This is a genomic window from Seonamhaeicola sp. (assembly GCF_028281565.1).
Classification (GTDB): Bacteria; Bacteroidota; Bacteroidia; order Flavobacteriales; family Flavobacteriaceae; genus Seonamhaeicola.
Window position 1 is genome coordinate 123,823 of sequence record NZ_JANQJQ010000021.1, and the last position, 23,846, is coordinate 147,668.

Genomic DNA, 23,846 nt, shown 5'->3' on the forward strand with positions numbered 1-23,846 from the left:
CCTTTTATTTTATGAGTGAAACGTCAGACTTTGTACTGTTTTTAGGAAGATTTCATCCATTAGTTGTTCACCTTCCTATCGGGTTTTTATTTTTTGCATTTATGCTGGAACTTCTTGGTAGAAAAAAGCAGTATGAAGCTTTAACCAGTGCGGTTCCTTTGGCTTTATTGAGCGGATTTGTGTCCGCTGTATTGGCCTGTGTTTTGGGGTATATGTTGTCCTTAAGTGGCGATTATGAGCAAGGCATGCTGGATAGCCATTTTTGGTTTGGTATCGTTACAACGGTACTTGTTTTAGTCGCTTGGCTAATCAGGACTGGCAAGATAAAACTTCAAGAGAAACAGAGCCTGAAAGCCAATATTTCAACCATTACGTTAATAGTCATTCTACTGAGTGTTACGGGTCACTATGGTGGTAATTTGACGCACGGAAGTGACTATTTGACCAAGTACATGCCGTTTAATAACACGGAGGAAACCATCTTGACTCCCGTTGCAAAAGTAGAGGATGCAGTAGTCTTTGATTATTTGGTAGCCCCTATTTTGGATGCAAAATGTACCAGTTGTCATAATGAAAGTAAGAAAAAAGGCGGATTGTCCCTAATTGATTCCCTTTCGATTATGAAAGGAGGTAAAGGAGGTGATGCCTTGATAGCCGGTAAATCATTGGAGTCTGAAATAGTCAAAAGGGTGTTGTTAAATCCGCATCATGACGATTTTATGCCGCCTGAGGGGAAAACACCTTTAACAGAAGAGGAAATCGACATAGTAAAATACTGGATCGATCATGCTGCTGCCGGATTTAGTACTAAAGTCGGGCATGTTGAAACATCAGAGCATATTAAAGAAATAGCATCAGTCATGTTGGGATTAAGTAACGATCCGAATAAAGTTGAATTACCTGTGGTTACAAAAGTCGAAGAAAGTGTTTTGCAGGAGATTATTTCGGAAGGATTTACTGTATCTGAACTGGTTTTTGATTCAAATATCTATGCCGTAGTGTTACCGTCAAAAACCATTACGGAGAATAACATGGGGGAATTGGGCAAAAAACTTCAAGTACTGGCAAAAATAAAAGACAATGTGCTTTGGTTGCATCTAGAGGACAATCAGGTTACTGATGACCATTTGGAGATCATAAATACCTTTAGTAATCTTCAGAAATTGAAACTCAGTAGAAATCCGCTTACCGATGCAGGGGTGTCTCAGATTTCAAATCCAATTATAGAGAGTTTAAACCTTTACGGAACTAAAATTACCAGGGCAAGTTTAGAGCCGCTTTCAAAATTAACGAACTTAAAAAATGTATATGTTTGGGAAACGGCTATTTTAAAGGAGGATGTAGATGCCCTTCAGTTAAGATCTGAGTTTCCAAAGTTTGTTCTGGGTATTTAAATGCCGAAATTAACTATAATATAAAACTAATGTCACTTCAAGCCTGTTCGGGCCGACTTGAAGTGACAATAATCTGTTAAACAGGGTTTGAGTTATTTAATTATTCCGGCTCTTGTTCAGTAAGTCTAAACTTGTCAATGGCATGATGATCTGATCTGGCAGCAATTTCGACTGTATATTCTTTAGCTTCGTCAAAGCGTACAAAAATGGAGTGGAAATTATTATCAAAGGTTCCGGTGGTCCATGTCCAGGCATTACCCGTATTCATATAAACCTTAAAGAAGCCGTTGCCGTTTTCGCCTGCAGGATTTGGAGTTTTACCTGAGCCTTTTGGGTAAACAATGCTTCCATCTCTCTTTCCGTAGAAGTCATCGGCATCAGGGAACCTTAGCCAGCTATCGTTGTGTTCCGTCGTAGGATTACTTGGGTCCACCTTTCCAATGTATGATCTCCAATTAAATTGATAGGTTCCAGCTCTAGGGATATTTATTTTATATGTTAATCTGCCGGCGGCACCAATATTGGCTTCTCCTCTCCAGAATTGATTAGGTCCTTCCCAAATGATGTAGCCATCACCTGAAAAATCAGCTATCGTCGTTCTTTCTTTCCAATCATCTATCACTGTAATACTTTCGGTTTCAACTTCTATCACATTGGCAACAAAATCTTCTTCGCACTCACAGGAGGCTGTATTTAATGTAAATCCTGAAGGACAGGTTTTGGTGCATTCGCATTCACAGGAATTTGAGTTTAAGGTGTAGCCAGAATCGCAAGTTTTGGTGCAGGGCTCAGGTTCGCAGGAACAATCTTCAGAATTAAGAATAAAACCCGGAGAACAGGTTCTTGTACAGACAGATTGTTCTTCGGTGTTGGGATCACTTCCGCTGCATGAAATTAAAATAAAGCTTAATAATAGCAAATAAGTGAATTTGCTTTTGAGTAAGTACTTAGTAAAAATCATTTTGGTTATTTAGTTAGTTTGGTTGACTTGAAAATCAAATTATTCAAAAATCATTATTTAATGGGATTTGCATCAAAACTTATGTCTATATTCCTAAAACAAATGTTTATCTTTTCAAAGTATGAAATGAGCCATAATAACTAAACGGTAATACTCACCAAGATGCGTTGCATTGAGCTTGTCGAAATGTTTAATGGCGAAATCATAGATTCACGAATTCATTAATTTGAAATAAAAACCATATGAGTAATTACATTCCTGTGCTGAGCTTAGTCGAAGTATGACAAATAAAAAACAATAAAAATAAACAGATGAAAAGACCCATTTTTAAATGTTTGATTATAAGTGTTTGGAGATTTGTTCTAGTTTTTGGTTTATTTGTTGTTAGTGCAGTCGTTCTTTGTTAATATTTTTGTAAGTATAGTTTTTGTCAAGTTTAAATTTGATGATTTTCTTAGTCTTATTTTAACTTTGAAGCGAGAATTATGTACATATCAACTAAAATACACTAAAGGGCAAATGAAAAAAACATTAAATTCAATAACAATTTTATTATTAGCAATTATCATGGCAGGGTGCAATTCCAAGCCTTCACAGGAAGAAGCTCATGGACATGAACACGTAAATCAGGAAGCAATGAAAATAACGGATGAACAACTAGATCATTTAGGAATTACAGATGTAAACCATTTAAGCGCAGCTTCAAAAAGGGCATTGAAATGGCCCGTGGACCTTGGAAATGAATGGTTTATTGAATTTGGAAAACTTAAACCCTTAAAAGGTGATTTGGCTTATGAAGAAGGCGTTGTAAGACGTGACCCCAGTGCTATGATCAAGCATAATGGTAAATATTATGTTTGGTATTCAAAAAGTACCGGAGAAACTCAAGGTTTTGGAGGGGATATCGAAAATGAAAAAGTGTTCCCCTGGGATAGATGTGATATTTGGTATGCAACCTCTGAAGATGGATGGACCTGGAAAGAAGAAGGTGTAGCTGTTAAAAGAGGTGAAAAGGGAGCTTATGATGATCGTTCCGTATTTACTGTTGAAATTATGGAGCATGAAGGGAAGTACTATTTATGTTATCAAACTGTAAAGTCACCTTATAATGTAAGAGTGAAAAACCAGGTTGGCTTGTCATGGGCAGATTCACCGGATGGCCCCTGGACAAAACTTGAAGAACCTATTTTAAGTCCTGCAGACAACGGTGTTTGGAAAGGAGACAATTTACAAGATAGGCGTTCTGTTATAAAAAAGGGGGATTTTGATAGTCATAAAGTGCATGACCCTTGTATTCTTCCTTATGATGGTAAGTTTTACTTGTATTATAAAGGTGAGCAAATGGGAGAAGAGATCACGTTTGGCGGGCGTCAAATCCGTCATGGGGTAGCAATAGCAGATAATCCGTTAGGGCCTTATGTGAAATCACCTTATAACCCAATTAGTAATAGTGGTCATGAGATTTGTGTATGGCCGTACAACGGTGGCATTGCTTCTTTAATTACTACGGATGGGCCTGAAAAAAACACGATCCAATGGGCGCCGGATGGTATTAATTTTGAGATCATGTCGGTTTTGAAAAGTGTGGATGCACATGCCATCGGATTGAACAGAACAGCTGATACTGAAAAAGAACCCACAGAGATTCTTCGTTGGGGCTTAACGCATGTTTATAATAGTTACAATTATCAAAGTATCATGCGTTTTTCTTCCAAAAGAAGAACATCACATACCGCTAAGGGGGAATCAAAAGGAGACAGTAAATAACATTATAACTATATTATAATTGAATCAACCGTAACATGGTGTTGTGGTTGATTTTTTTTGCCTTTTATTTCGATTTGTTAAATAATGTTATTTTTGTTGAACTACACTGACTGAATATGAGTAAAGAATCCAATGACGTTAAGTCAAATTATAACGTTCCAAATTTAGAACGCGGTCTGTTAATAATTGAACTATTGGCAAATCATACGCAAGGTTTGACCCTGGCTGAAATCATTGAGGCTTTGGATATTTCAAAAACCAGTGCGTTTCGTATTATAAATACCTTAATATTTAAAAATTATCTTCAAAAAAACGAAACTACTAAAAAGATCACCTTATCCAGAAAAATGGTAACCTTGGGTATTTCATCAATGAATGAACAAAGTATAGTAGAGTTATCTATTGATGTCATGCGGGCCTTACGGGATGAATTAAAAGAATCGGTTATGTTGGGTGTTATTTTAGGTTCTAAAAAAGGCACCATTTTAGAGCAGGTGGCTTCTTCATATCCGGTTAAGTTGTTTGTTGAGCGTGGTACGCAATTTAATTTACACAGTTCTGTTGGAGGTAAGTCTATTTTGGCTTTTTTACCTCATGAAGAATCGGATAATATTATTAAGCAAATGACGCTTACCAAATACACAAAAAATACCATTACATCAAAAGTAGTATTTAGAGAGCTGCTCAAAGAAATAAAAGAACAAGGGTATGCTTTTGATAATGGGGAAGATATACAAGGGATACATTGTATTGGTGCGCCGGTCTTTAATGAATATGGGTATCCCGTAGCGTCACTTTGGATAACGGCTCCGCATGGACGACTGCCACATGAAGAATTTCATGAAAAAGGTAAAATAGTCTCAAAATATGCTTTGGAGATTTCTGCTAAATTAGGGTATGTAGCGTCTTAATAAGAGCTGTTTTTTAACCTTTTCTTTTTGTAACAGTTTCTCAACTGTCTTTTCGGTTTTATTTGTTTTACTTTTCTGATTTAAATGCTTTAAAATCAGTGAATAACTTTTTTTGATTTCATGATATTGAAAACAAAATTTTATTGTATATTTGTTTCATATTATGAACTTGTTTCTTATTTGAAACTTTTTTAAAATTAAACTTGAGTAAATCCGGAGGCCGTATTTTGGCAGTTTTATTCGGGTTTTTAAGTCTACGGATAAATGTGGTGTATAAAAGGACATTTGTTTCGTTTCACTAAAAAAAATAAGACTAAGATTGTTTAGTATTTCGGTACTGAACTTTTTAAAATAATTAATAACAACATTTTAAATTAAACTAAAATGATAGCAACGCAATACGAAGGTAATAAGAGGTTTTCGGTTGTAGAAAAAGAGATCGAAGCTCCGGCTGAGGGTGAAGTAAGAATAAAAGTAGCCTACTCGGGAGTTTGTGGAACAGATGTACATATTTATCATGGGATGATGGATAAAAGAGTGGCCATGCCGCAAACCATTGGTCATGAAATGTCAGGAGTTATTGACGCCGTTGGTTCTGGTGTTGATGGATTCTCGGAAGGTGATAAAGTGGTGGTGCGTCCATTAGACGACAGAAAAGCAAAACCATCAGACAAAGGGTTTAATCACATTTGTGAGGAATTGAATTTTATCGGGATTGATAGTCCGGGATCCATGCAGCAATATTGGAATGTGCCGGCATTCACTCTGCACAAGTTAAAAGCGCAGACCGATTTAAAACTAGCGGCTTTAATTGAGCCCTTATCGGTAGCAACGCATGATGTGCGTTTAAGCGGATTGCAACCAGGCGAAACTGCCGTGGTTCTTGGTGGTGGCCCGATCGGGCTGTTGGTGGCTATGGTAGCCAAAGAAGTGGGGGCTCAGGTCATTATTTCAGAGGTGAATCCAACAAGAATTGAAAAAGCAAAATCTATGGGGCTTGAAGCGGTAAGTCCTATTGATGTGGATTTGGTGGAGTATGTACGCTCCAAAACAGAAGGCAGATTAGCTGATGTGGTTTTTGAAGTGGCAGGTGTACAACCGGCATTAGATGTAATGACTGAAGTGGCCGGCATTAGAGGTCGTATCGTTATGGTGGCTATTCATGGGCAACCAAAACCGGTAAACCTGTTCAAATTCTTCTGGAAAGAATTAAAATTAATTGGAGCCCGTGTTTATGAAAAAGAAGATTATGAAAAATCAATCTCATTGATCACGGCCAATGAATTGCCGTTTGAAGATATGATCACAGATGTACAACCCTTATCAAACATTCAAAAAGTATTCGAGAACATCGACAATAATCCTGACGGCATGAAAGTCTTAATGGATTGCCAACTTTAATCAAACGTATGTCATGCTGAGCACAGTCGAAGTGCTGTCAAAGTATGACGGTCAACATTAACTATAAAAAATTAAAAACATAACAATGAGTATTTTAAATAAATTCAGCTTAGAAGGAAAAACAGCATTGGTAACCGGTTGTAAACGTGGTATTGGTAAAGCTATGGCTGTAGGTTTAGCAGAGGCGGGTGCCAATATTATTGGTGTGTCGGCATCTTTGGAATTAGAAGGAAGTGAAGTATCTAAAGAAGTAGAAGCAAAAGGAAAAAGCTTTAGTGCGTATCAATGTGATTTCTCCGATAGAAAATCGTTATACGCTTTTATAGAAGCCGTAAAGGCAGACCATCCTCAAATAGATATTTTGGTAAATAATGCCGGGACTATTTTAAGAACCCCGGCGGCAGAACACCCGGATGAGATGTGGGATAAAGTAATTGAAGTAAACCAAAATGCACAGTTCATCTTAACCAGAGAGATTGGTAAAGAAATGGTTGCCAGAGGGTATGGAAAGATCATTTTCACAGCATCATTATTAACGTTCCAGGGAGGTATTACGGTACCTGGTTATGCAGCAAGTAAAGGAGCTGTGGGCCAGTTAACCATGGCATTCGCTAATGAGTGGGCAGGAAAAGGTGTTAATGTAAATGCTATTGCGCCGGGTTATATTTCAACGGATAACACGGAGGCTTTACGTAACGACCCGGTAAGAGCCGAATCTATTTTATCGAGAATTCCGGCAGGACGTTGGGGTAACCCGGAAGATTTTGCAGGGCCAACTGTATTCTTAGCGTCTGATGCTGCGGCTTATATGAGTGGCGCTATCGTTCTTGTGGATGGTGGCTGGATGGGTAGATAATCCAATTCCAACAATCAATGAATTTCAAAGCAACTTTCAACTATACTAAACTATTGCTGTTAGTTTTGATGGTCACCTTGTGTGGCCATCAAAAACTAGTGGCGCAACAACCTAATATCCTGTTCATTTTTTCTGATGATGCTGGATACGCAGACTTTGGATTTCATGGAAGTAAAGATTTTAAGACACCTAATTTAGATGCACTAGCAGCCAGTGGCGTTAAGTTTACCCAAGCTTATGTGTCTGCTGCGGTTTGTGGGCCATCCCGTGCAGGATTGTTAACAGGTAAGTACCAGCAAAAGTTTGGTTTTGAAGAGAATAATGTTCGGGGTTATATGAGTAATAGCTCGGCTTTAATGGGGCATGAAATGGGGCTTCCGGTAGACCAGATTACAATAGCTGATTATCTGAAAGAATTAGGTTATAGAACTGCTATTTTTGGTAAATGGCACATGGGGCATGCGGATAGATATCACCCAACAAACCGTGGTTTTGATGAATTCTACGGATTCAGAGGAGGGGCACGTAGTTATTGGGAGATGAGTGAAGCTGATAAGCAAAAAAAGCCTGAAGGTAAGTTAGAAAAAGATTTTGAAGATTTTAAAGAACCCAAAAAATACCTAACCGACGATTTAGCTGATGCAACAATAGAGTTTATAGAACGAAACAAAGAAGATCCATTTTTCGCATACTTATCTTTCAATGCGGTGCATACACCTATGGAAGCACGTAAAGATGATTTAGAAAAAGTACCGGCACATTTAACAGGAAGACGTCGTACACTTGCAGCCATGACCATGGGAATGGATAGGGCTATTGGCAGGGTGCTTAATAAAGTTAAAGAATTGGGGCTAAGTGAAAATACCCTAATTGTTTTTTCAAATGATAATGGCGGGCCTTCAGATACAAATCATTCTTCTAATGACCCTTTAAGTGGCACTAAGGCAAATCATTTGGAAGGCGGGATCAGAGTTCCTTTTTTGATGTCCTGGGCAGGTAAGCTAAAAGCAAATACAACCTATACTAACCCCATTTCAACTTTAGATCTGTTGCCAACATTTGTAACAGTTGGAGGCGGTGATACTTCAAAAATTGAAGGGTTGGATGGTGTGAACCTGATGCCGTACGCAACGGGTAAGAACCAAGGAAAACCGCATGAAACGCTGTATTGGAAAAAGGAAGCCAGAGGGGCTATTCGTCATAATGAATGGAAACTCATTCGATTTCCGGATAGACCGGCAGAGCTTTATAACATAGAAGAAGACATTTCAGAAGTAAACGATTTAGCAGCCGAAAACCCGGAGCTGGTTCGTGAACTTTACAAAAAACTATTCGAGTGGGAGCTGACTTTAGAGCGTCCGTTATGGCAACTAAAGCGCTTATATGAAGGGAAAGCTGCAGTAAGAATGGATAATCATAGAAAACCTAAAATTAAAAAATAAATTACATATTATGGGTCAAGTAAAAGAATACCAGTTATTTATTAATGGTGAATGGAAAACATCAACTTCAGGAGAAACCATAGACATTGTTAGTCCTTCAACTGAAGAAGTTGTGGCACGTGTGCAAAATGGTACGGCAGAAGAAGCTGTTGAAGCTTTAAAAGCTGCTGAAGCTGCACAGAAAGAATGGAAAAAAATACCGGCTAAAGAGCGGGCTGATTTGTTATACAAATTTGCTGATGAAATTGATGCTAATAATGAACGATTAGCGGTATTGTTAACCAAAGAGCAAGGTAAACTTTTAAAAGTAGCCCGTTTTGAAGTAGCTGTTACAGCATCATTCATTAGATATGCTGCAGAAGGTGCTCGTAGAATTGAAGGTGATATCATCCCTTCAGATAATCCGAATGAGCAGATCTGGATCCAAAAAATTCCTAAAGGCGTAGTGGTTGCCATTACAGCCTGGAACTTTCCATTGGCTTTGGCAGGTCGTAAATTAGGACCGGCATTAGTAGCAGGTAACTCCATAGTTATTAAGCCTACCTCTGAAACGCCTATCGCTACATTAGAATTAGGAGATTTAGCTAATAAAGTGGGCATCCCTAAAGGGGTCATTAATATCTTAACAGGGCCGGGAAGAGCTATGGGTAACGCTTTGGTAGAAAGTCCAATTACTAAGATGATTACTATGACCGGGTCAACTCCCGTAGGACAAAGTATTGCTCGCGCTGCTGCTGAAAACTTAACACATGTTCAGTTAGAACTAGGTGGTAAAGCACCATTTATTGCATTTGCCGATGCTGATATTGATGCAGCTGTAGATGCAGCGTTACATTCACGTTTTGATAACTGCGGACAAGTTTGTACTTGTAATGAACGTATGTATATTCATGAAGATATCTATGAGGTGTTTATGGAAAAATTCTTAGCTAAAGTCGCTGAGATTAAAGTAGGTGACCCTATGCTGGAAGACACTGATATGGGACCAAAAGTAAATGCTTCTGAATTAAAGCACATGGAGCACTTAGTAGAAGTTTCTGTAAAAGAAGGTGCTACTATTGCTGCCGGAGGTAAAAAACCGGAAGGAAAAGCATTCGAAAAAGGATATTGGTTTGAGCCAACGGTATTAACAGATGTAACTCAGGATATGACCATTGTGCATGAAGAGTCTTTCGGACCAATTTTACCGGTATTAAAGTTTAAAACTTTCGAAGAAGTTATAGGATATGCCAATGACTGTGAGTATGGTTTAGCAGCTATGGTATTTACCAATGACATGAATACCATCATGAAGTGTAATGACGAGTTGGAATACGGTGAGATCTACGTGAATAGAGGTCATGGTGAACAACATCAGGGGTTCCATAACGGATACAAATTATCCGGTTCCGGAGGTGAAGACGGGAAGTACGGCTTTGAGCAGTATTTAGAGAAGAAAACATTTTATGTTAGACATAAAGTTTAATTTAGTTAGTCTGAACAGGTTCGAATTATATGTTTAATTCGAGCCTGTTCGTTTTTTAATGGGAGAACGTGTGAAACGAATTTTGATTGTATTAATTCTGAGTGTTACTTCTTATGGTGTCGCTCAAAATGATTTCAAGTGGTTTGATGAATCCATCGCTTTTGAAACGCGTGCGGATTTATTGGTTCAGGCCATGACACTTGAAGAAAAATGCAGTCAATTCCTGAATAGTTCTCCGGCCATTGAGCGTTTAGGTGTTCCCGAATACAACTGGTGGAATGAATCGCTTCACGGGATTGCGCGTAATGGTAAGGCCACTATTTTCCCTCAAGGTATTGCCATGGGGGCAACGTTCAATCCGGAGTTAATTCAAAAAATGACTACGGCTATTTCTGATGAGGGGCGTGCTAAGTTTAAGATTGCACAAGCCATGGGGAATAGAGGCTTATATGCCGGATTAACTTATTGGTCGCCAAACGTGAATATTTTCAGAGACCCACGTTGGGGGCGTGGTCAGGAAACCTACGGAGAAGATCCGTTCCTGACGTCTAAAATTGGAGTGGCTTATGTAAAAGGCCTTCAGGGGAATGATCCGAAATATTTAAAGGCGACGGCCTGTGCCAAACACTTTGCAGTACACTCGGGGCCTGAAGAGCTGCGTCATCATTTTGATGCATCACCTTCAAAACTGGATTTATACGAAACTTATTTACCGGCATTTGAAGCTTTGGTGACAGAGGCCCATGTAAAAGGGGTGATGGGAGCCTATAATGCGGTATACGGAGATCCGTCTTGCAGTAGTCCGTTTTTATTAGATGAACTCCTTAAAAAACAGTGGGGATTTGACGGTTATATTGTGTCTGATTGTGGGGCTTTGGGTGACATCATGAAAGGCCACAAAAAAGTGAAAACTGCGGAAGAAGCCGCTGCTTTGGCGATGCAAACCGGCGTAAATCTAAATTGTGGCTGGGTTTATAAAAACCTTAAAAAAGCTATTGATAAAGGCTTAATCACCGAAGAATTGATTGATGAACGGCTAAAACAGTTGTATTTAATTCGTTTTCAATTGGGCTTCTTTGACAAAGAAGAAAGTAACCCTTTCAATAAAGTAACTTCGGATGTGATCAATTCCGATGCCCATAAAGCGATTGCTCGTAAAGTAGCACAACAATCCATTGTCCTTTTAAAGAATAAGAACCACGTACTGCCTTTAGATAAAAACATTAAGACCTTGTACGTTACAGGGCCGTTCGCATCTTCCAGCAATATTTTAATGGCTAATTATTATGGCATGTCTGCTAATTTGGTGACTGTTTTGGAAGGTGTGACCGAAAAAGTGTCTTTAGGAACTTCCTTAAATTATCGTCAGGGTGTGTTGCCTTTCAATAAAAATCAAAATCCATTGAATTGGGCGCCAAGGGTGGCAGGACAAGTTGAAGCTACTATTGCGGTTGTTGGAATTTCAAATGAAATTGAAGGTGAAGAGGTAGATGCCATTGCGTCTCAACATAAAGGAGATAGAAAAGATTTAAAACTTCCGCCTGGTCAGGTACAGTATATCAAAGAATTATGTGAGTTTAAAAAGGGGCCGATCATTTTAGTGGTTGGAACCGGTAGCCCGGTGTCTTTAGAAGAGGTTGAGCCTTTGGTTGATGCCATTGTTTGTATGTGGTATCCCGGAGAACAGGGCGGCCATGCAGTGGCTGATGTGTTGTTTGGTGATGTGGCGCCTTCGGGACATTTGCCTATAACATTCCCCAAAAACGTAGAGCAATTACCGGCGTTTGATGATTATAACATGAAAGGTAGAACCTATAAGTATATGACTAAGGAACCCCAATATCCATTCGGATTTGGCCTGTCGTATAGTACAGTTGCCTTTAAAAATACCACTGCAAGTACTAACAAATTAAAGCGTGGTAAAGAGGTGTCGCTTTCAGTAGAAGTTACCAATACGGGAAAAGCAGCTTATGATGATGTGGTTCAGGTGTATTTAGTTCCGGAAAACACGGAAGATTATTTGCCTGTGTATTCCCTAAAAGCATTTAAAAGAGTGCATTTAAAAGTCGGAGAAACCAGGGCATTGGCATTTGAGTTCACAGAAAACGATTTTAAACAAACCAATTTAGAAGGAGCAAAAGTTTGGATGAAGGGCCATTATAAATTAATGATAAGTAATGCCTTGCCTAGTCAAAGAAGTATAGATCTGGGTTCAGCGGTTCCGGCTGAAATTAATTTAACATTGAAATAAAATAGTTTAGTAAAGCAATGAGCACAAAGATTTCAAAAGTAGAAACACGTCTTTTTAAAGTACCGTTACCAGAGGTGCTTTCTGATGCCAAACATGGAGACCATTACCATTTTGAGTTAATAACAACGACGATCACCTTAGAAGATGGTAGTGAAGGTACTGGTTACACTTATACAGGAGGTAAAGGAGGCCATGCCATCAAAGCTATGATTGATTATGATTTCAAAAATTTCCTGATTGGTACGGATGCCACAAATGTTGAAGCCATCAATGAAGCATTACGCTGGCACATTCATTATGTCGGGCGCGGGGGTATTGATTCATTTGCCATTTCGGCCGTAGATATTGCACTTTGGGACATCAGATGTAAAAAAGCCGGTCAACCACTTTGGAAAATGGCTGGCGGGGCAGGAAACACATGTAAAGCTTATTGCGGAGGTATTGATTTAATGTTTTCTTTGGAAAAGCTTTTAGGTAATATGCAAAGCTACCTTGATAGAGGTTTTAAAGCCGTTAAGATTAAAATTGGTAGAGAAAATCTTCAAGAAGATTTAGACCGCATTAAAGCCGTACGTGAGTTTGTAGGGCCGGAGGTGACTTTTATGGTAGATGCTAATTACTCTATGTCAGTTGAAAAAGCAATTAAGGCCATAGAAGGGTTTAAACAGTATGACATCACCTGGTTTGAGGAACCTATTATTCCGGAAGATTTTAAAGGATACGGAGAGATAGTTGACAAAACAGGTTTCCCTTTAGCCATGGGTGAAAATTTACATACCATTCATGAATTTGAATATGCTATGGAACAGTCAAAATTATCATTTGTTCAGCCGGATGCATCCAACTGTGGAGGGATTACAGGTTGGTTAGCGGCAGCCAGATTAGCAGATAAACATGGTATTCCAGCATGTTCTCATGGTATGCAGGAGCTCCATGTAAGTTTAGTGTCGTCCCAACCAAACTCAGGATGGCTGGAAGTACATAGTTTTCCTATAGATGAATATACTACCAGGCCTTTGGTAGTGGAAAATTATAGAGCGGTTGCTCCTGATTACCCGGGTGTTGGGGTGATTTTTGACTGGGAAAAATTATCGGAATTTGAAGAACAATAAAAAATAAACTAAATAAGACATGAGTACCACAAAATCCAATTTCGGAACCTATAACGATCAGGCTGTTGAATTATATACCTTATCAAATGATAACGGTATGGCCGTTAAAATAATGAACTATGGAGCTACAATCACTTCATTAAAAGTGCCTGTAAATGGAGGTGTAAGAGAAGTGGCTTGCGGTTTTGATACGTTCGAGGGCTATTTTGCTGAGGACTATAAGAATAATGCACCATATTTTGGGTGTACCGTGGGACGTTATTGTTCACAAATTAAAGATGCAAAATTCACTTTGAACGGAACCGAATACAGTTTAGCAGATAACTGTGGGCCTAATAATTTACATGGAGGCGCAGTAGGTTTTGATAAAAAAATGTGGTCTGCTGAAGAAGTTGAAGTTGCCGGGGCTACTGCAGCACTTAAAATGAGTTTGTCAAGTGACAGTTTGGAAGAAGGTTTTCCCGGTAATGTTGAAGTATCGGTGATTTTTAGTATTAATAACAACAACGAGTTGCATATTAATTATGAAGCTACGCCGGATGCCGACACACCGTTGTCTTTAACCAATCATACCTATTTCAATTTAACCGGTTTTGCCGAGACTGTTGAAAACCATGTGGCCCGGGTCAATACCAATAGGCGATTGGAAACTGATGATACGGGAGCAGCAACAGGTGTTATTTTAAATCTCGATGGGAAAGCAGATGATTTAAGAACAGGTAAGCGAATAGCAGATGTTCACCAGGCCATGGGGGATGGTTTTGAGCATTTTTATGTGTTTGATAACCCAAATTCAGAGTTACAGCAAACAGCATCGGTATCGAACCCGGCAGGAGATCTGAGTTTAGACGTATCCACTACAGAGCCTTGTATGTTGTTATATACGGGTAAGTACACATCAGATGATTTAAAACGTGAAGACGGTACACAATTTGGAAAGTACAGAGGCTTTTGTTGTGAGACACACCGTTATCCGAACGGGCCCAATATTGAGAACGCTCCCGGCTCCGTTACCAAAGCCGGAGAGACTTTTACAAGTACAACTATTTTTAAGTTTAAATAAGAACCAATTAATATTAACTAAAAACCAATTATTATGATTGAAGGTATTTTATTTGCGATTTTCGCCGGATTAGTACTGGGGCTTTATGCACTCCCGGAAAAATTTACCAAAGATTTTAAATACGAAAACACCTGGAGTTTATTCTTCTTGTTAACCATGTTTGTGGTACCAATTATAGCTTCCGTTGGTCTGATTAAAGGCTTCGGAGACATTTTTGGGAACATGCCATCCGATATTTGGGTTAAAATGGGATTAACCTCATTCCTTTGGGGAATTGGAGTGATGATGTGGAGTAAAGCCATTAACCACATTGGATTGTCTTTAGGATTTTCACTGTTTATTGGAACCATCATTTTAGTGGGGTCGTTGTTACCTTATATTGAAGAAGGCTTACCGGAATCAAACGTTTTAACAACTGTTTTAATTGGATTGGGAGTAGTGCTTATTGGCGTTTTTGCTAATGGTAAAGCAGGTTTTATCAGAGAGAAGGATGAGGAGAAAGAAGAAGAAAAAACAGCAAAAGGTTCTATGGTAGCCGGTATTTTAATTGCGGTTATAGGTGGTTTATTGGCTACCGGGTTCAGTTATGCCAATGCAGCGGGAAGGCCTTATTTACACGAAGCCAGCCAGGCAGCCGGTAATGCGGAATGGGTAACAGCCGTAGCGGTTATGTTCCCCATCTTTTTAAGTGGTGGTATTGTGATGACAGCATTTTTCCTATGGCAATTATCTCAGAAAAAAGCCTGGGGTGATTTTAAAACGCCTGCATTTGGGAAGAATTTTGTGTTGATCTTGATCATGGCAGTATTCCATTATGCAGCATCTGCCTTATTCGCCTATGCAGCTTATAAACTTGGTAACAGTGGAAACACCGTAGGCTATGCTATTTTTAATACGGCTTGTGTGGTTACTGCTATTGTAAGTGGTATTATAACCAAAGAATGGGTGAAAGCGTCGGGAAAGGCCAAGAACTTTTTATATATGGGGTTAACCTGTATGGTAATAGGCATTGTTATTGTAGCCTATGCCAATAGCTTAGCGGCCGGATAAATTATTGTAAAATATATTTTAAAAGAGGCCATCCAAAAAGTAATCTCTATGTCACATTGAGCGCAGTCGAAATGCTTTAAAATCACTAACAATCAATCATAAGTTTCGATTCGGCTCAACCTGACAATAAGAAAAGAGGCTTTTTGGATAGCCTCTTTTTTTATGTACAAAATATACAGTTGGAAATAAAGACCAAAAACAAGTATAGAATAATCACTTTTATTGAAGATTCTTGTTGTTTGTTTAAGTTTGATATTTCCGGTGGAATATGAAGGTGGAGGCGTTAAATAAACATATGTTATATTCTATAGGTCAATTTTTATATAAAAGTAAAGTTGATTGCTGTATTTTGCGGTTGAAAAACTATTTTAAATGAAACTACAAAACCATTTTTACATTTTAACAATACTCTTGAGCATAGTGCTGTTTTCCGGTTGTAAAGAAGCGGACAAAATATATGCCGATATCATTTATGAAAAGCCTGAAATAGTCAAAGATCCGCCGGTTGATTTTCTATCTCCTGAGGAAAGTATCAAAACCATGTATTTGCCTCAAGGGTATCGTATGGAATTAGTAGCCAGTGAGCCCATGATAAATGAACCAGTTGCTATTGAATGGGATGGGAATGGTAAAATGTATGTGGCGGAAATGCTCACTTATATGCAGGACATAGACGGAACCAATCAGCAGGAACCCTGGAGCAGGATTTCCGTTTTAGAAGATCTGGATAACGATGGTAAAATGGATAAAAGCACGATTTTTATTGACAGTATCATCTTACCGCGTATCATATTGCCTTTAGATGACAGATTGATCGTTGGCGAAACGTATAATAGACATATGTGGAGCTATCGAGATACCAATGGTGATAATGTGGCTGATGAAAAAATCAAGTTATTTGATGTTCCAAAACGCGACAATGCCAACTTAGAACACCAGTCGGCTAGTATGCTTTGGGGCATTGATAATTGGCTATACCTTTCAAAAGGTGCTGTTAGATATAGATTCACCCATGGGAAAATTGAAACGGATACACTGGTAGGTGCGCCGCACGGACAATGGGGGCTTACACAAGATGAAGGAGGGCAATTATACTATTCCAGCGCCGGAGGGGAAGTACCTGCTTTAGGCTATCAACAACATCCGTATTATGGCGAGCTGGAACTGGAAGGTAAATGGGAGGAAGGCTTTGAAAAAGTATGGCCCATTATTGGCACACCGGATGTTCAGGGCGGACTAAGACGTCTTAGAGAAGACGGTACACTGAACCATTTTACCGCAAGCTGTGGTCAGGCAATATTTTTGGGAGATAAGTTGCCATCTAATCTTTATGGTGATTTGTTTATTCCGGAGCCCGTCGGGCGATTAGTAAGAAGAGCTAAAGTAGAACGCATAAATGGTAAAACGGTTTTAAAGAATGCTTATAAAGAAACCGAGTTTTTGGCCTCTACAGATGCTAATTTTAGACCTGTAGATATGAAAACCGGACCTGACGGTTGTTTGTATGTAGTGGATATGTATCGTGGCATCATTCAGGAAGGGAACTGGGTGCGTAAAGGTAGTTTTTTACGACCGGTAGTGGCACGTAAAGGTTTGGACAAGAACATTGGTAAAGGGCGCATTTACAGAATTGTTCATGACGACATAAAACCTTCAAAAGTAGAATCGTTACTGGATAAATCTTCAAAGCAATTATTAAAGTATTTGGGTCATGATAACGGATGGTATCGTATCAATGCACAGAAATTGATTGTTCTTAAAAAGGACATTTCGGTGGTTCCTTTGTTGGTTGAAATGATTGAAAAAGATAATTCCGCGTTAGCCAGATTACACGCCCTTTGGACCCTGGAAGGGTTGGACGCCCTAGATGAGGCTACTATTTTAAAGGCCTTGACCGACGAAGATTCCAGAGTAAAACGAGCTGCTATTAGACTATCCGAATCGTTTTTAAAAGGTAGTAAAGAAAACCTGTTAAAAGCTTTTGATAATTTAAAATCCGATGAAGATATTGAAGTAGCTATCCAGCTTATATTGTCTTTAAGTACCCATAAGAATGATACAACAAAGGGTCTAATTAAAGGGGTCATGGAAACACATCCTGAAAATGAAGTGGTGACCATTTCAGGTACCGAGGCCCTTAAAGAGGAGCCTCCGGTAATTGAGCAACTTAAGAAAAAACACGTGCTTAAAAATAACAGGATCAGGAATACCATTATAGAAGGGTATCATAATTATCAAGGTATTTGTGCCGCCTGCCATGGAAAAGATGGTAAAGGTATTGAAAACCTGGCACCAACACTGGTGGGGTCTAAGCGCGTTACCGGTGATCCGGAAATAACTACTAAAATTCTTTTAGACGGGCTTACGGGCCCTATTGAAGGGAAGACCTATTCCGGAGTTATGGTAGGTATGAAACATCAGGATGACAAATGGCTGGCCAGTGTGTTAACCTATATAAGAACAGAACTTAATAATGTGAATCCTATCCCGGAATGGAGACTCAAAAATTATAAGAAGAAGATTGGAGAAAGAGACGGTTATTGGACTATAGAAGAACTGTATAAAAAGTAGACTTATGAAACCCATCAAATTCGTTTTAATTGGTGCTGTTATATTATTTTTTTCCTGTGCAAAGGAAAAGGTTGTTGAAGTTTCAACCGACTTTAATTTTAACTGGAAATTTAAAAAGGGTGATATGCCTGGTGTTGAAAAGGCAGATTTTGATGATGCTTCATGGGAAAATATTAGACTGCCACATGATTGGAGTGTAGCAGAATCTTTCACACAAGAAAATGCCGGAGGGGCTACTGCATTTTTACCTGGTGGCATAGGTTGGTATAGAAAAACCTTCAGGATGCCTGAAAGTGCTTCCGGTAAACTAACCCGAATTAATTTTGACGGGGTTTATAATGATTCCGAAGTTTATATAAATGGCCATTTATTAGGAAAAAGGCCTTACGGTTACATCGGTTTTTATTATGATCTAACGCCTTATCTGAATTATGGGGATAATGAAAATGTCATCGCAGTTAAGGCGGATAGAACAGCCTATTTGGATTGTAGATGGTATCCAGGGTCGGGTATTTATAGAAATGTTCGATTGGAGACTTTAAATAAAGTTCATATTCAGGCATGGGGAACTTTCATTACAACACCTGACATAACAGAGGAAAAAGCCTCGGTTTCTGTTCAAAATACAGTAGTTAACAAAAATGAGGTTTCAAAAACTATTGATTTACATGTTTCAATTATAGACAAAGCGGGTAATCAGGTAGCTGAGGTTAACAAAAGTGTTGACATGAACGCAGATGAGACTAAAGAAGTTGAGCAAACCTTTGAGGTAATTAGCCCTAAACTTTGGGATATTGAAACCCCCAATCTTTACACCGCTAAAATTAGTATTAGAGAGAACAATCAACTTTTAGATACATACATCCAAAGATTCGGAATTAGGGATATTGAATACGATGCTGAAAAAGGCTTTTTCTTAAACGGAAAACAGACTTTGTTTAAAGGGGTCTGTCTACACCATGATGGCGGTTTAGTAGGAGCAGCAGTCCCTAAGGGTGTTTGGAAAAGGCGATTAGAACGTTTAAAAGAAGCCGGTTGTAATGCCATTAGAACGGCTCATAACCCACCATCGGAAGAGTTTTTAGACTTATGTGATGAAATGGGCTTTTTAGTACAGGATGAAGCTTTTGACGAATGGGACAACCCTAAAGATAAAAGGCATAATTTCAATCAACAAAAGGCAGAAGAAATAACAAAAGGCTACACCGAGCATATTCACGAGTGGGCAGAAGAAGATGTTAAAAGCATGGTTTTAAGAGATAGGAACCACCCATCCATAGTGATGTGGAGTATTGGTAACGAAATTGAATGGACCTATCCAAGTTATCAGGAAGCTGCCGGTTATTGGGAAAAGGAACGAAAGGTGAGTATGGATGGGTTTACCAGGGTAGATTATTATTATGATGAACCACCTTATTCAATTCCTGAAATAAAAGAGCGTTTTAAAAATGCTGTGCCGGACAACTACGAACTTACAGCCATGGCAAAGAACCTGTCGAAATGGATTAAGGAAATTGATACCACCCGACCGGTTACCGGAAACCTGGTGATTCCTTCGGTAAGCTATTTTACAGGGTATACGGATGCCCTGGATATTGTTGGATTAAGTTACAGGCAATCGGTTTATGATTATGTTCATAGAAACTATCCTGAAAAATTGATTTTAGGAACCGAGAACTGGGCACAATGGCACGAGTGGAAACCCGTTATTGATAAGGATTACGTGCATGGCGTCTTTTTATGGACTGGTATTTTTTATATGGGCGAGTCAAGAACCTGGCCCATAAAAGGCAGTAGTAGCGGTTTGTTGGATTTTGCAGGTTATAAACGGCCCAGTTACCATATGTTTAAAACCTTATGGAACGAGGAACCTCATGTATACTTCAGTACCACTAAAATGGATGATTCTCCTTATGAGTTTGTGAATGGCGACGTACTACATAAAAGGCGAAACGATAAATACATTCCCATGTGGGGCTGGCATAAGTACAACGACCACTGGAATTATGAGGCGGGTGAATCTACCGTTGTGGAGGTGTTTACCAATTGTGAAGAAGTGGAGTTGTTTTTGAATGGCAGCTCGTTGGGAGTTCAAAAATTAGCGGATAATATGCATGACCACATTATAAAGTGGCATGTACCGTTCAGTTCAGGTAAATTAGTGGCTAAAGGGAAACACACCAGCGGGACCATTGTTGAATACCAATTAAGATCGGCACAATCATTTGGTGCTATAACAGCCACACCGGATAAAACTGTTTTAAAGGCCAATGGATACGATGTTGTACATATAGAGGTAGAATTAACCGATAAAGATGGTGTTCCGGTTAGAGTTGATGATAGAGAAGTGGTATTTGATGTTAAAGGTGACTGTAAAATTCTTGGGGTTGACAACGGAGCCAGAGATAATGTTCAGGATATCCAAACTAATAAGATAGTTACGGCTAACGGACGTTGTTTGCTTATAGTGCAGTCTAATTTAAACGAAGGCTTGCTAGAGATTTCTGCCAGCAGTGGCGAGATCACAAGTGACGTTATTCAAATTGAAATTAAAAAATAAAATTAACAGAAATAATATGCAATCCATGAAAGCCAAATTAGTAGTATTCGGAGTCCTTTTATTATGTGTTTTTCAATTGATAAATGCCCAAAAGATTACAGGAGAATTAAAAAAATGGCATAAGGTCACTCTAAATTTTGAAGGGCCAAAAACGTCTGAAGATGCCAAAGACAATCCGTTTTTAAATTATAAACTGGATGTGACCTTTAAACATGAATCCGGTAAAACCTATACGATTCCCGGGTATTTTGCAGCCGATGGAAATGCTGCTAACTCCGGAGCTACATCGGGTAATGTATGGCGTGTGCATTTTTCACCGGATGAAGCGGGGAAATGGACTTATAAAGTGCGATTTGTAAAAGATAAGTGGGCCGCTGTGCGTGTTTCTAAAAAGTTGAAATCAGCCGGTTTTATAGATGGTAAGGAAGGTGAGTTTACAGTAACAGCTTCGGATAAATCGGCACCCGATATGCGTTCAAAAGGGCGTTTACAATATGTAGGTGAGCGTTATTTAAAGTTTGCGGGAACTGGTGAGTATTTTTTAAAGTGTGGTGCTGATGCTCCTGAGAATTTTTTGGCCTATGAAGAGTTTGACGGTACGTTTCATAACGATGGTATTAAAGACGATTTGGTAAAGACCTGGGAAGCCCATGAGCAGGACTGGAATGAGAGCGACCCAACATGGCAAAATGGTAAAGGCAAAGACCTGATAGGAGCGGTTAATTATTTAGCCTCAAAGGGCATGAATGTGTTTTCATTCATCACCATGAATATACAGGGTGATGATAGAAATGTATTCCCTTATGTGGATTACAATACCTATGACCGTTTTGACGTGTCGAAACTCGATCAGTGGGAAATCGTGTTTGAGCATGGCGAAAAACTGGGAATGTTTTTGCACTTTAAAACTTTGGAAGCTGAAAATCAAGGCTTATTGGATAATGGTGGTGTTGGATTGTATACCAAGTTGTATTACAGAGAATTGATAGCGCGTTTCGGGCATCATTTAGCCTTAAACTGGAACTTGTGCGAGGAAACCGGCGACTGGCAAAATCCGCCAAGAACCTTTCCGGTGGATGTTCAGGGAAGACTAACGCTTGCTAATTATGTAAATTCAATAGATCCTTATAAACATCATATTGTGATTCATAACGGAAATTGGTTTACAGGTATTTACGGAAAGAACAGCAAGTTTACAGGGGCCTCGTTACAAACTAACAAGGCGGATTTTAGGAACGTCCATGGCAGTGTGCTGAGAATTTTAAGGGAAGCGGAAGCCGAAGGTAAAACCTGGGCGGTGGCTTGTGATGAACCGGGGGATGCGCAACATTCATTGGTGCCGGACAAAGACAATCCGGAGCACAATGATGCCAGAAAAAATGGTCTTTGGGGGGCTATGATGGCCGGTGCCTGGGGTACCGAATGGTATTTTGGTTATGCGCATGATCACTCCGATTTAACCTGTCAGGATTATCGCTCCAGGGACCTATTCTGGGATCAGGGGAAAATTTGTTTAGACTTTTTTAATGATAATAAAGTGCCTGTTTGGGATATGGTCTCAAATGATAGCTTAATTTCTTCAGAAGGTGATTTTGTGTTAGCTAATGAAGGTAAAAACTATGTGGTATTCCTGAAAAATGGTGGTGAATCCACCTTAGATTTAAAAGGTAATACGGGAGCATACTCCGTATTGTGGTACAACCCTCGTAAAGGAGGGAAACTTCAAAAAGGAAAAGTGAAAACCATTAAAGGCGGTGGGAAACAATCTTTAGGGTTACCACCAAAAGATAAGGATAAGGATTGGGTGGTTTATGTTCAAAGCATATAAGTCAGAAAAGAAGTAGTTTGAGTCCTTCCCTTAGTAAGGGAAGGTGTCACGCAGTGACGGAAGGGTTGAAAAACCACAGTGTTTTCATTTTGACTAAATCAAAACCCTAGCTCCATCCTGTTCAATGGACTTAAATATAGCCTCAATCACTTTCATATCCTTTAAGCCTTCTTCTCCCGGAACAATAGATTCCGTATTGTGTTTAACGTTGAGGGCAAAGGCGTCCATTTGAGCGGCCTGTTGGTTAAACTTGGGAAAGTCTAAAGTCTCATTTCCTAAAAAGCCTTTGAGCCCACCATAACTATAGGCCGGCATAAGCTGTGCTTTGCCTTTTTGGGCACTCACGAATAAGCTGTTAACACTCATGGCGTAGGAGGTGGTTGAGTTAGAAATTTTCCCGTCAGGGAACTCCATTTGCCAGGTAATGGTTTCGTTCACTTCTTTAAACTTTTCGTTTCCGGAATTAAAAGCCTGGGCTCTTAAGGCAATAGGTTCCTGTCCAAAACTATAACGGCAGGCCTGTATACAATACACACCAACATCCATTAAGGCACCACCACCGGCAAGCGACTTTTTTAGGCGCCATTGGGTTGGGTCTCCTATAGTAAAGGCGAAATCTGCTCGCACATGGTTTATAGTCCCAAGAGTGCCTTCTCTAGACAGGTTGATGATTTTTTTATGATAAGGGTCAAAATGCAGGCGGTAACCAATGGATAGCTTTACATTGTTGTCATTGCAAGCTTTGATCATAGCTTCGCATTCTGCTACGGAAACCGCCATAGGTTTTTCGCAAATAACATGCTTCCCAGCTTTGGCGGCTCTGATAGTAAATTCGGCATGCATGGAGTTTGGCAGTACCACGTAAACAATATCGACATCTTTGTTGGAGGCGATATCATCAAAATTCTCGTAATTATATATGTTTTCCTTAGGGATGTTGTATTCTTCTGCCCATGCCTTTTCTTTTTCTTTAGTGCCGGTTACAATAGCCGATAGATAACAATGCTCAGTCTCTAATAAAGAAGGCGCCAATTGGCCTTTGGAATAACCTCCCAGACCAACCAAAGCAACACCTAGTTTCTTGTTTTCTGAAGACGTGCAACCTGATGCTATAGCTGAATTTAAAGGTAACCCTATACTAAGAGCACTTACGCCAAGGGCAGATTTTTTAATAAAGTCTCTTCGGGGAACTCGATTCTCTTTGGATGTCATTG

At 39.3% G+C, this 23,846-nt stretch carries 16 protein-coding genes; 14 read left to right on the plus strand and 2 right to left on the minus strand.

Annotation, left to right across the window (positions count from 1 at the left end):
• Positions 1 to 11 precede the first annotated feature (11 nt).
• Positions 12 to 1,394, plus strand: coding sequence for a DUF2231 domain-containing protein (locus Q0983_RS10355; protein WP_299552386.1), 1,383 nt, complete (start codon positions 12 to 14; stop codon positions 1,392 to 1,394).
• Between the two features lie 100 nt (positions 1,395 to 1,494).
• On the opposite strand, the gene Q0983_RS10360 is transcribed toward Q0983_RS10355, so the two are convergent.
• Positions 1,495 to 2,355 (minus strand): hypothetical protein, encoded by an 861-nt coding sequence (locus tag Q0983_RS10360; RefSeq protein ID WP_299552388.1) that lies wholly within the window; start codon positions 2,353 to 2,355, stop codon positions 1,495 to 1,497.
• Between the two features lie 567 nt (positions 2,356 to 2,922).
• Between Q0983_RS10360 and Q0983_RS10365 the strand changes: the two genes are divergently transcribed.
• The 13 genes from Q0983_RS10365 to Q0983_RS10425 all read left to right on the plus strand — a co-directional run bounded on the left by Q0983_RS10365 (position 2,923) and on the right by Q0983_RS10425 (position 22,632).
• Positions 2,923 to 4,122, plus strand: coding sequence for a family 43 glycosylhydrolase (locus Q0983_RS10365; RefSeq protein ID WP_299553180.1), 1,200 nt, complete (start codon positions 2,923 to 2,925; stop codon positions 4,120 to 4,122).
• Positions 4,123 to 4,238: 116 nt separating this feature from the next.
• Complete coding sequence (locus tag Q0983_RS10370; RefSeq protein ID WP_299552390.1) at positions 4,239 to 5,033, plus strand: IclR family transcriptional regulator; 795 nt, start codon at positions 4,239 to 4,241, stop codon at positions 5,031 to 5,033.
• A 384-nt stretch (positions 5,034 to 5,417) separates the two neighbouring features.
• Entirely contained in the window at positions 5,418 to 6,434 is a 1,017-nt protein-coding gene (locus tag Q0983_RS10375) for an alcohol dehydrogenase catalytic domain-containing protein (RefSeq protein WP_299552392.1), read from the plus strand.
• A gap of 91 nt (positions 6,435 to 6,525) precedes the next feature.
• On the plus strand, positions 6,526 to 7,290 hold the full coding sequence (locus tag Q0983_RS10380) for an SDR family NAD(P)-dependent oxidoreductase (RefSeq protein ID WP_299553183.1): 765 nt from the start codon (positions 6,526 to 6,528) through the stop codon (positions 7,288 to 7,290).
• Between the two features lie 17 nt (positions 7,291 to 7,307).
• Entirely contained in the window at positions 7,308 to 8,732 is a 1,425-nt protein-coding gene (locus Q0983_RS10385) for a sulfatase (RefSeq protein ID WP_299552394.1), read from the plus strand.
• A 10-nt stretch (positions 8,733 to 8,742) separates the two neighbouring features.
• On the plus strand, positions 8,743 to 10,197 hold the full coding sequence (gene aldA / locus Q0983_RS10390) for an aldehyde dehydrogenase (RefSeq protein ID WP_299552396.1): 1,455 nt from the start codon (positions 8,743 to 8,745) through the stop codon (positions 10,195 to 10,197).
• A 70-nt stretch (positions 10,198 to 10,267) separates the two neighbouring features.
• A complete protein-coding gene (locus Q0983_RS10395) occupies positions 10,268 to 12,448 on the plus strand; it encodes a glycoside hydrolase family 3 C-terminal domain-containing protein (RefSeq protein WP_299552398.1) in 2,181 nt (726 codons plus the stop codon).
• A gap of 17 nt (positions 12,449 to 12,465) precedes the next feature.
• Positions 12,466 to 13,560 (plus strand): mandelate racemase/muconate lactonizing enzyme family protein, encoded by a 1,095-nt coding sequence (locus Q0983_RS10400; protein ID WP_299552400.1) that lies wholly within the window; start codon positions 12,466 to 12,468, stop codon positions 13,558 to 13,560.
• 19 nt (positions 13,561 to 13,579) lie between these two features.
• Positions 13,580 to 14,623 (plus strand): aldose epimerase family protein, encoded by a 1,044-nt coding sequence (locus Q0983_RS10405; protein WP_299552402.1) that lies wholly within the window; start codon positions 13,580 to 13,582, stop codon positions 14,621 to 14,623.
• Positions 14,624 to 14,656: 33 nt separating this feature from the next.
• Positions 14,657 to 15,673: an L-rhamnose/proton symporter RhaT gene (locus Q0983_RS10410; RefSeq protein WP_299552404.1), complete on the plus strand. Its 1,017-nt coding sequence runs from the start codon at positions 14,657 to 14,659 to the stop codon at positions 15,671 to 15,673.
• Positions 15,674 to 16,045: 372 nt separating this feature from the next.
• On the plus strand, positions 16,046 to 18,244 hold the full coding sequence (locus Q0983_RS10415; protein WP_299552405.1) for a cytochrome C: 2,199 nt from the start codon (positions 16,046 to 16,048) through the stop codon (positions 18,242 to 18,244).
• 4 nt (positions 18,245 to 18,248) lie between these two features.
• Positions 18,249 to 20,804 carry a glycoside hydrolase family 2 TIM barrel-domain containing protein gene (locus Q0983_RS10420; protein ID WP_299552408.1) on the plus strand — a complete coding sequence of 852 codons (2,556 nt, stop codon included), beginning with the start codon at positions 18,249 to 18,251 and terminating at the stop codon, positions 20,802 to 20,804.
• Positions 20,805 to 20,829: 25 nt separating this feature from the next.
• Positions 20,830 to 22,632: a DUF5060 domain-containing protein gene (locus tag Q0983_RS10425; protein ID WP_299552411.1), complete on the plus strand. Its 1,803-nt coding sequence runs from the start codon at positions 20,830 to 20,832 to the stop codon at positions 22,630 to 22,632.
• A 93-nt stretch (positions 22,633 to 22,725) separates the two neighbouring features.
• Here Q0983_RS10425 and Q0983_RS10430 read toward each other — a convergent pair whose 3' ends face one another.
• Entirely contained in the window at positions 22,726 to 23,844 is a 1,119-nt protein-coding gene (locus tag Q0983_RS10430; RefSeq protein WP_299552414.1) for a Gfo/Idh/MocA family oxidoreductase, read from the minus strand.
• Positions 23,845 to 23,846 lie beyond the last annotated feature (2 nt).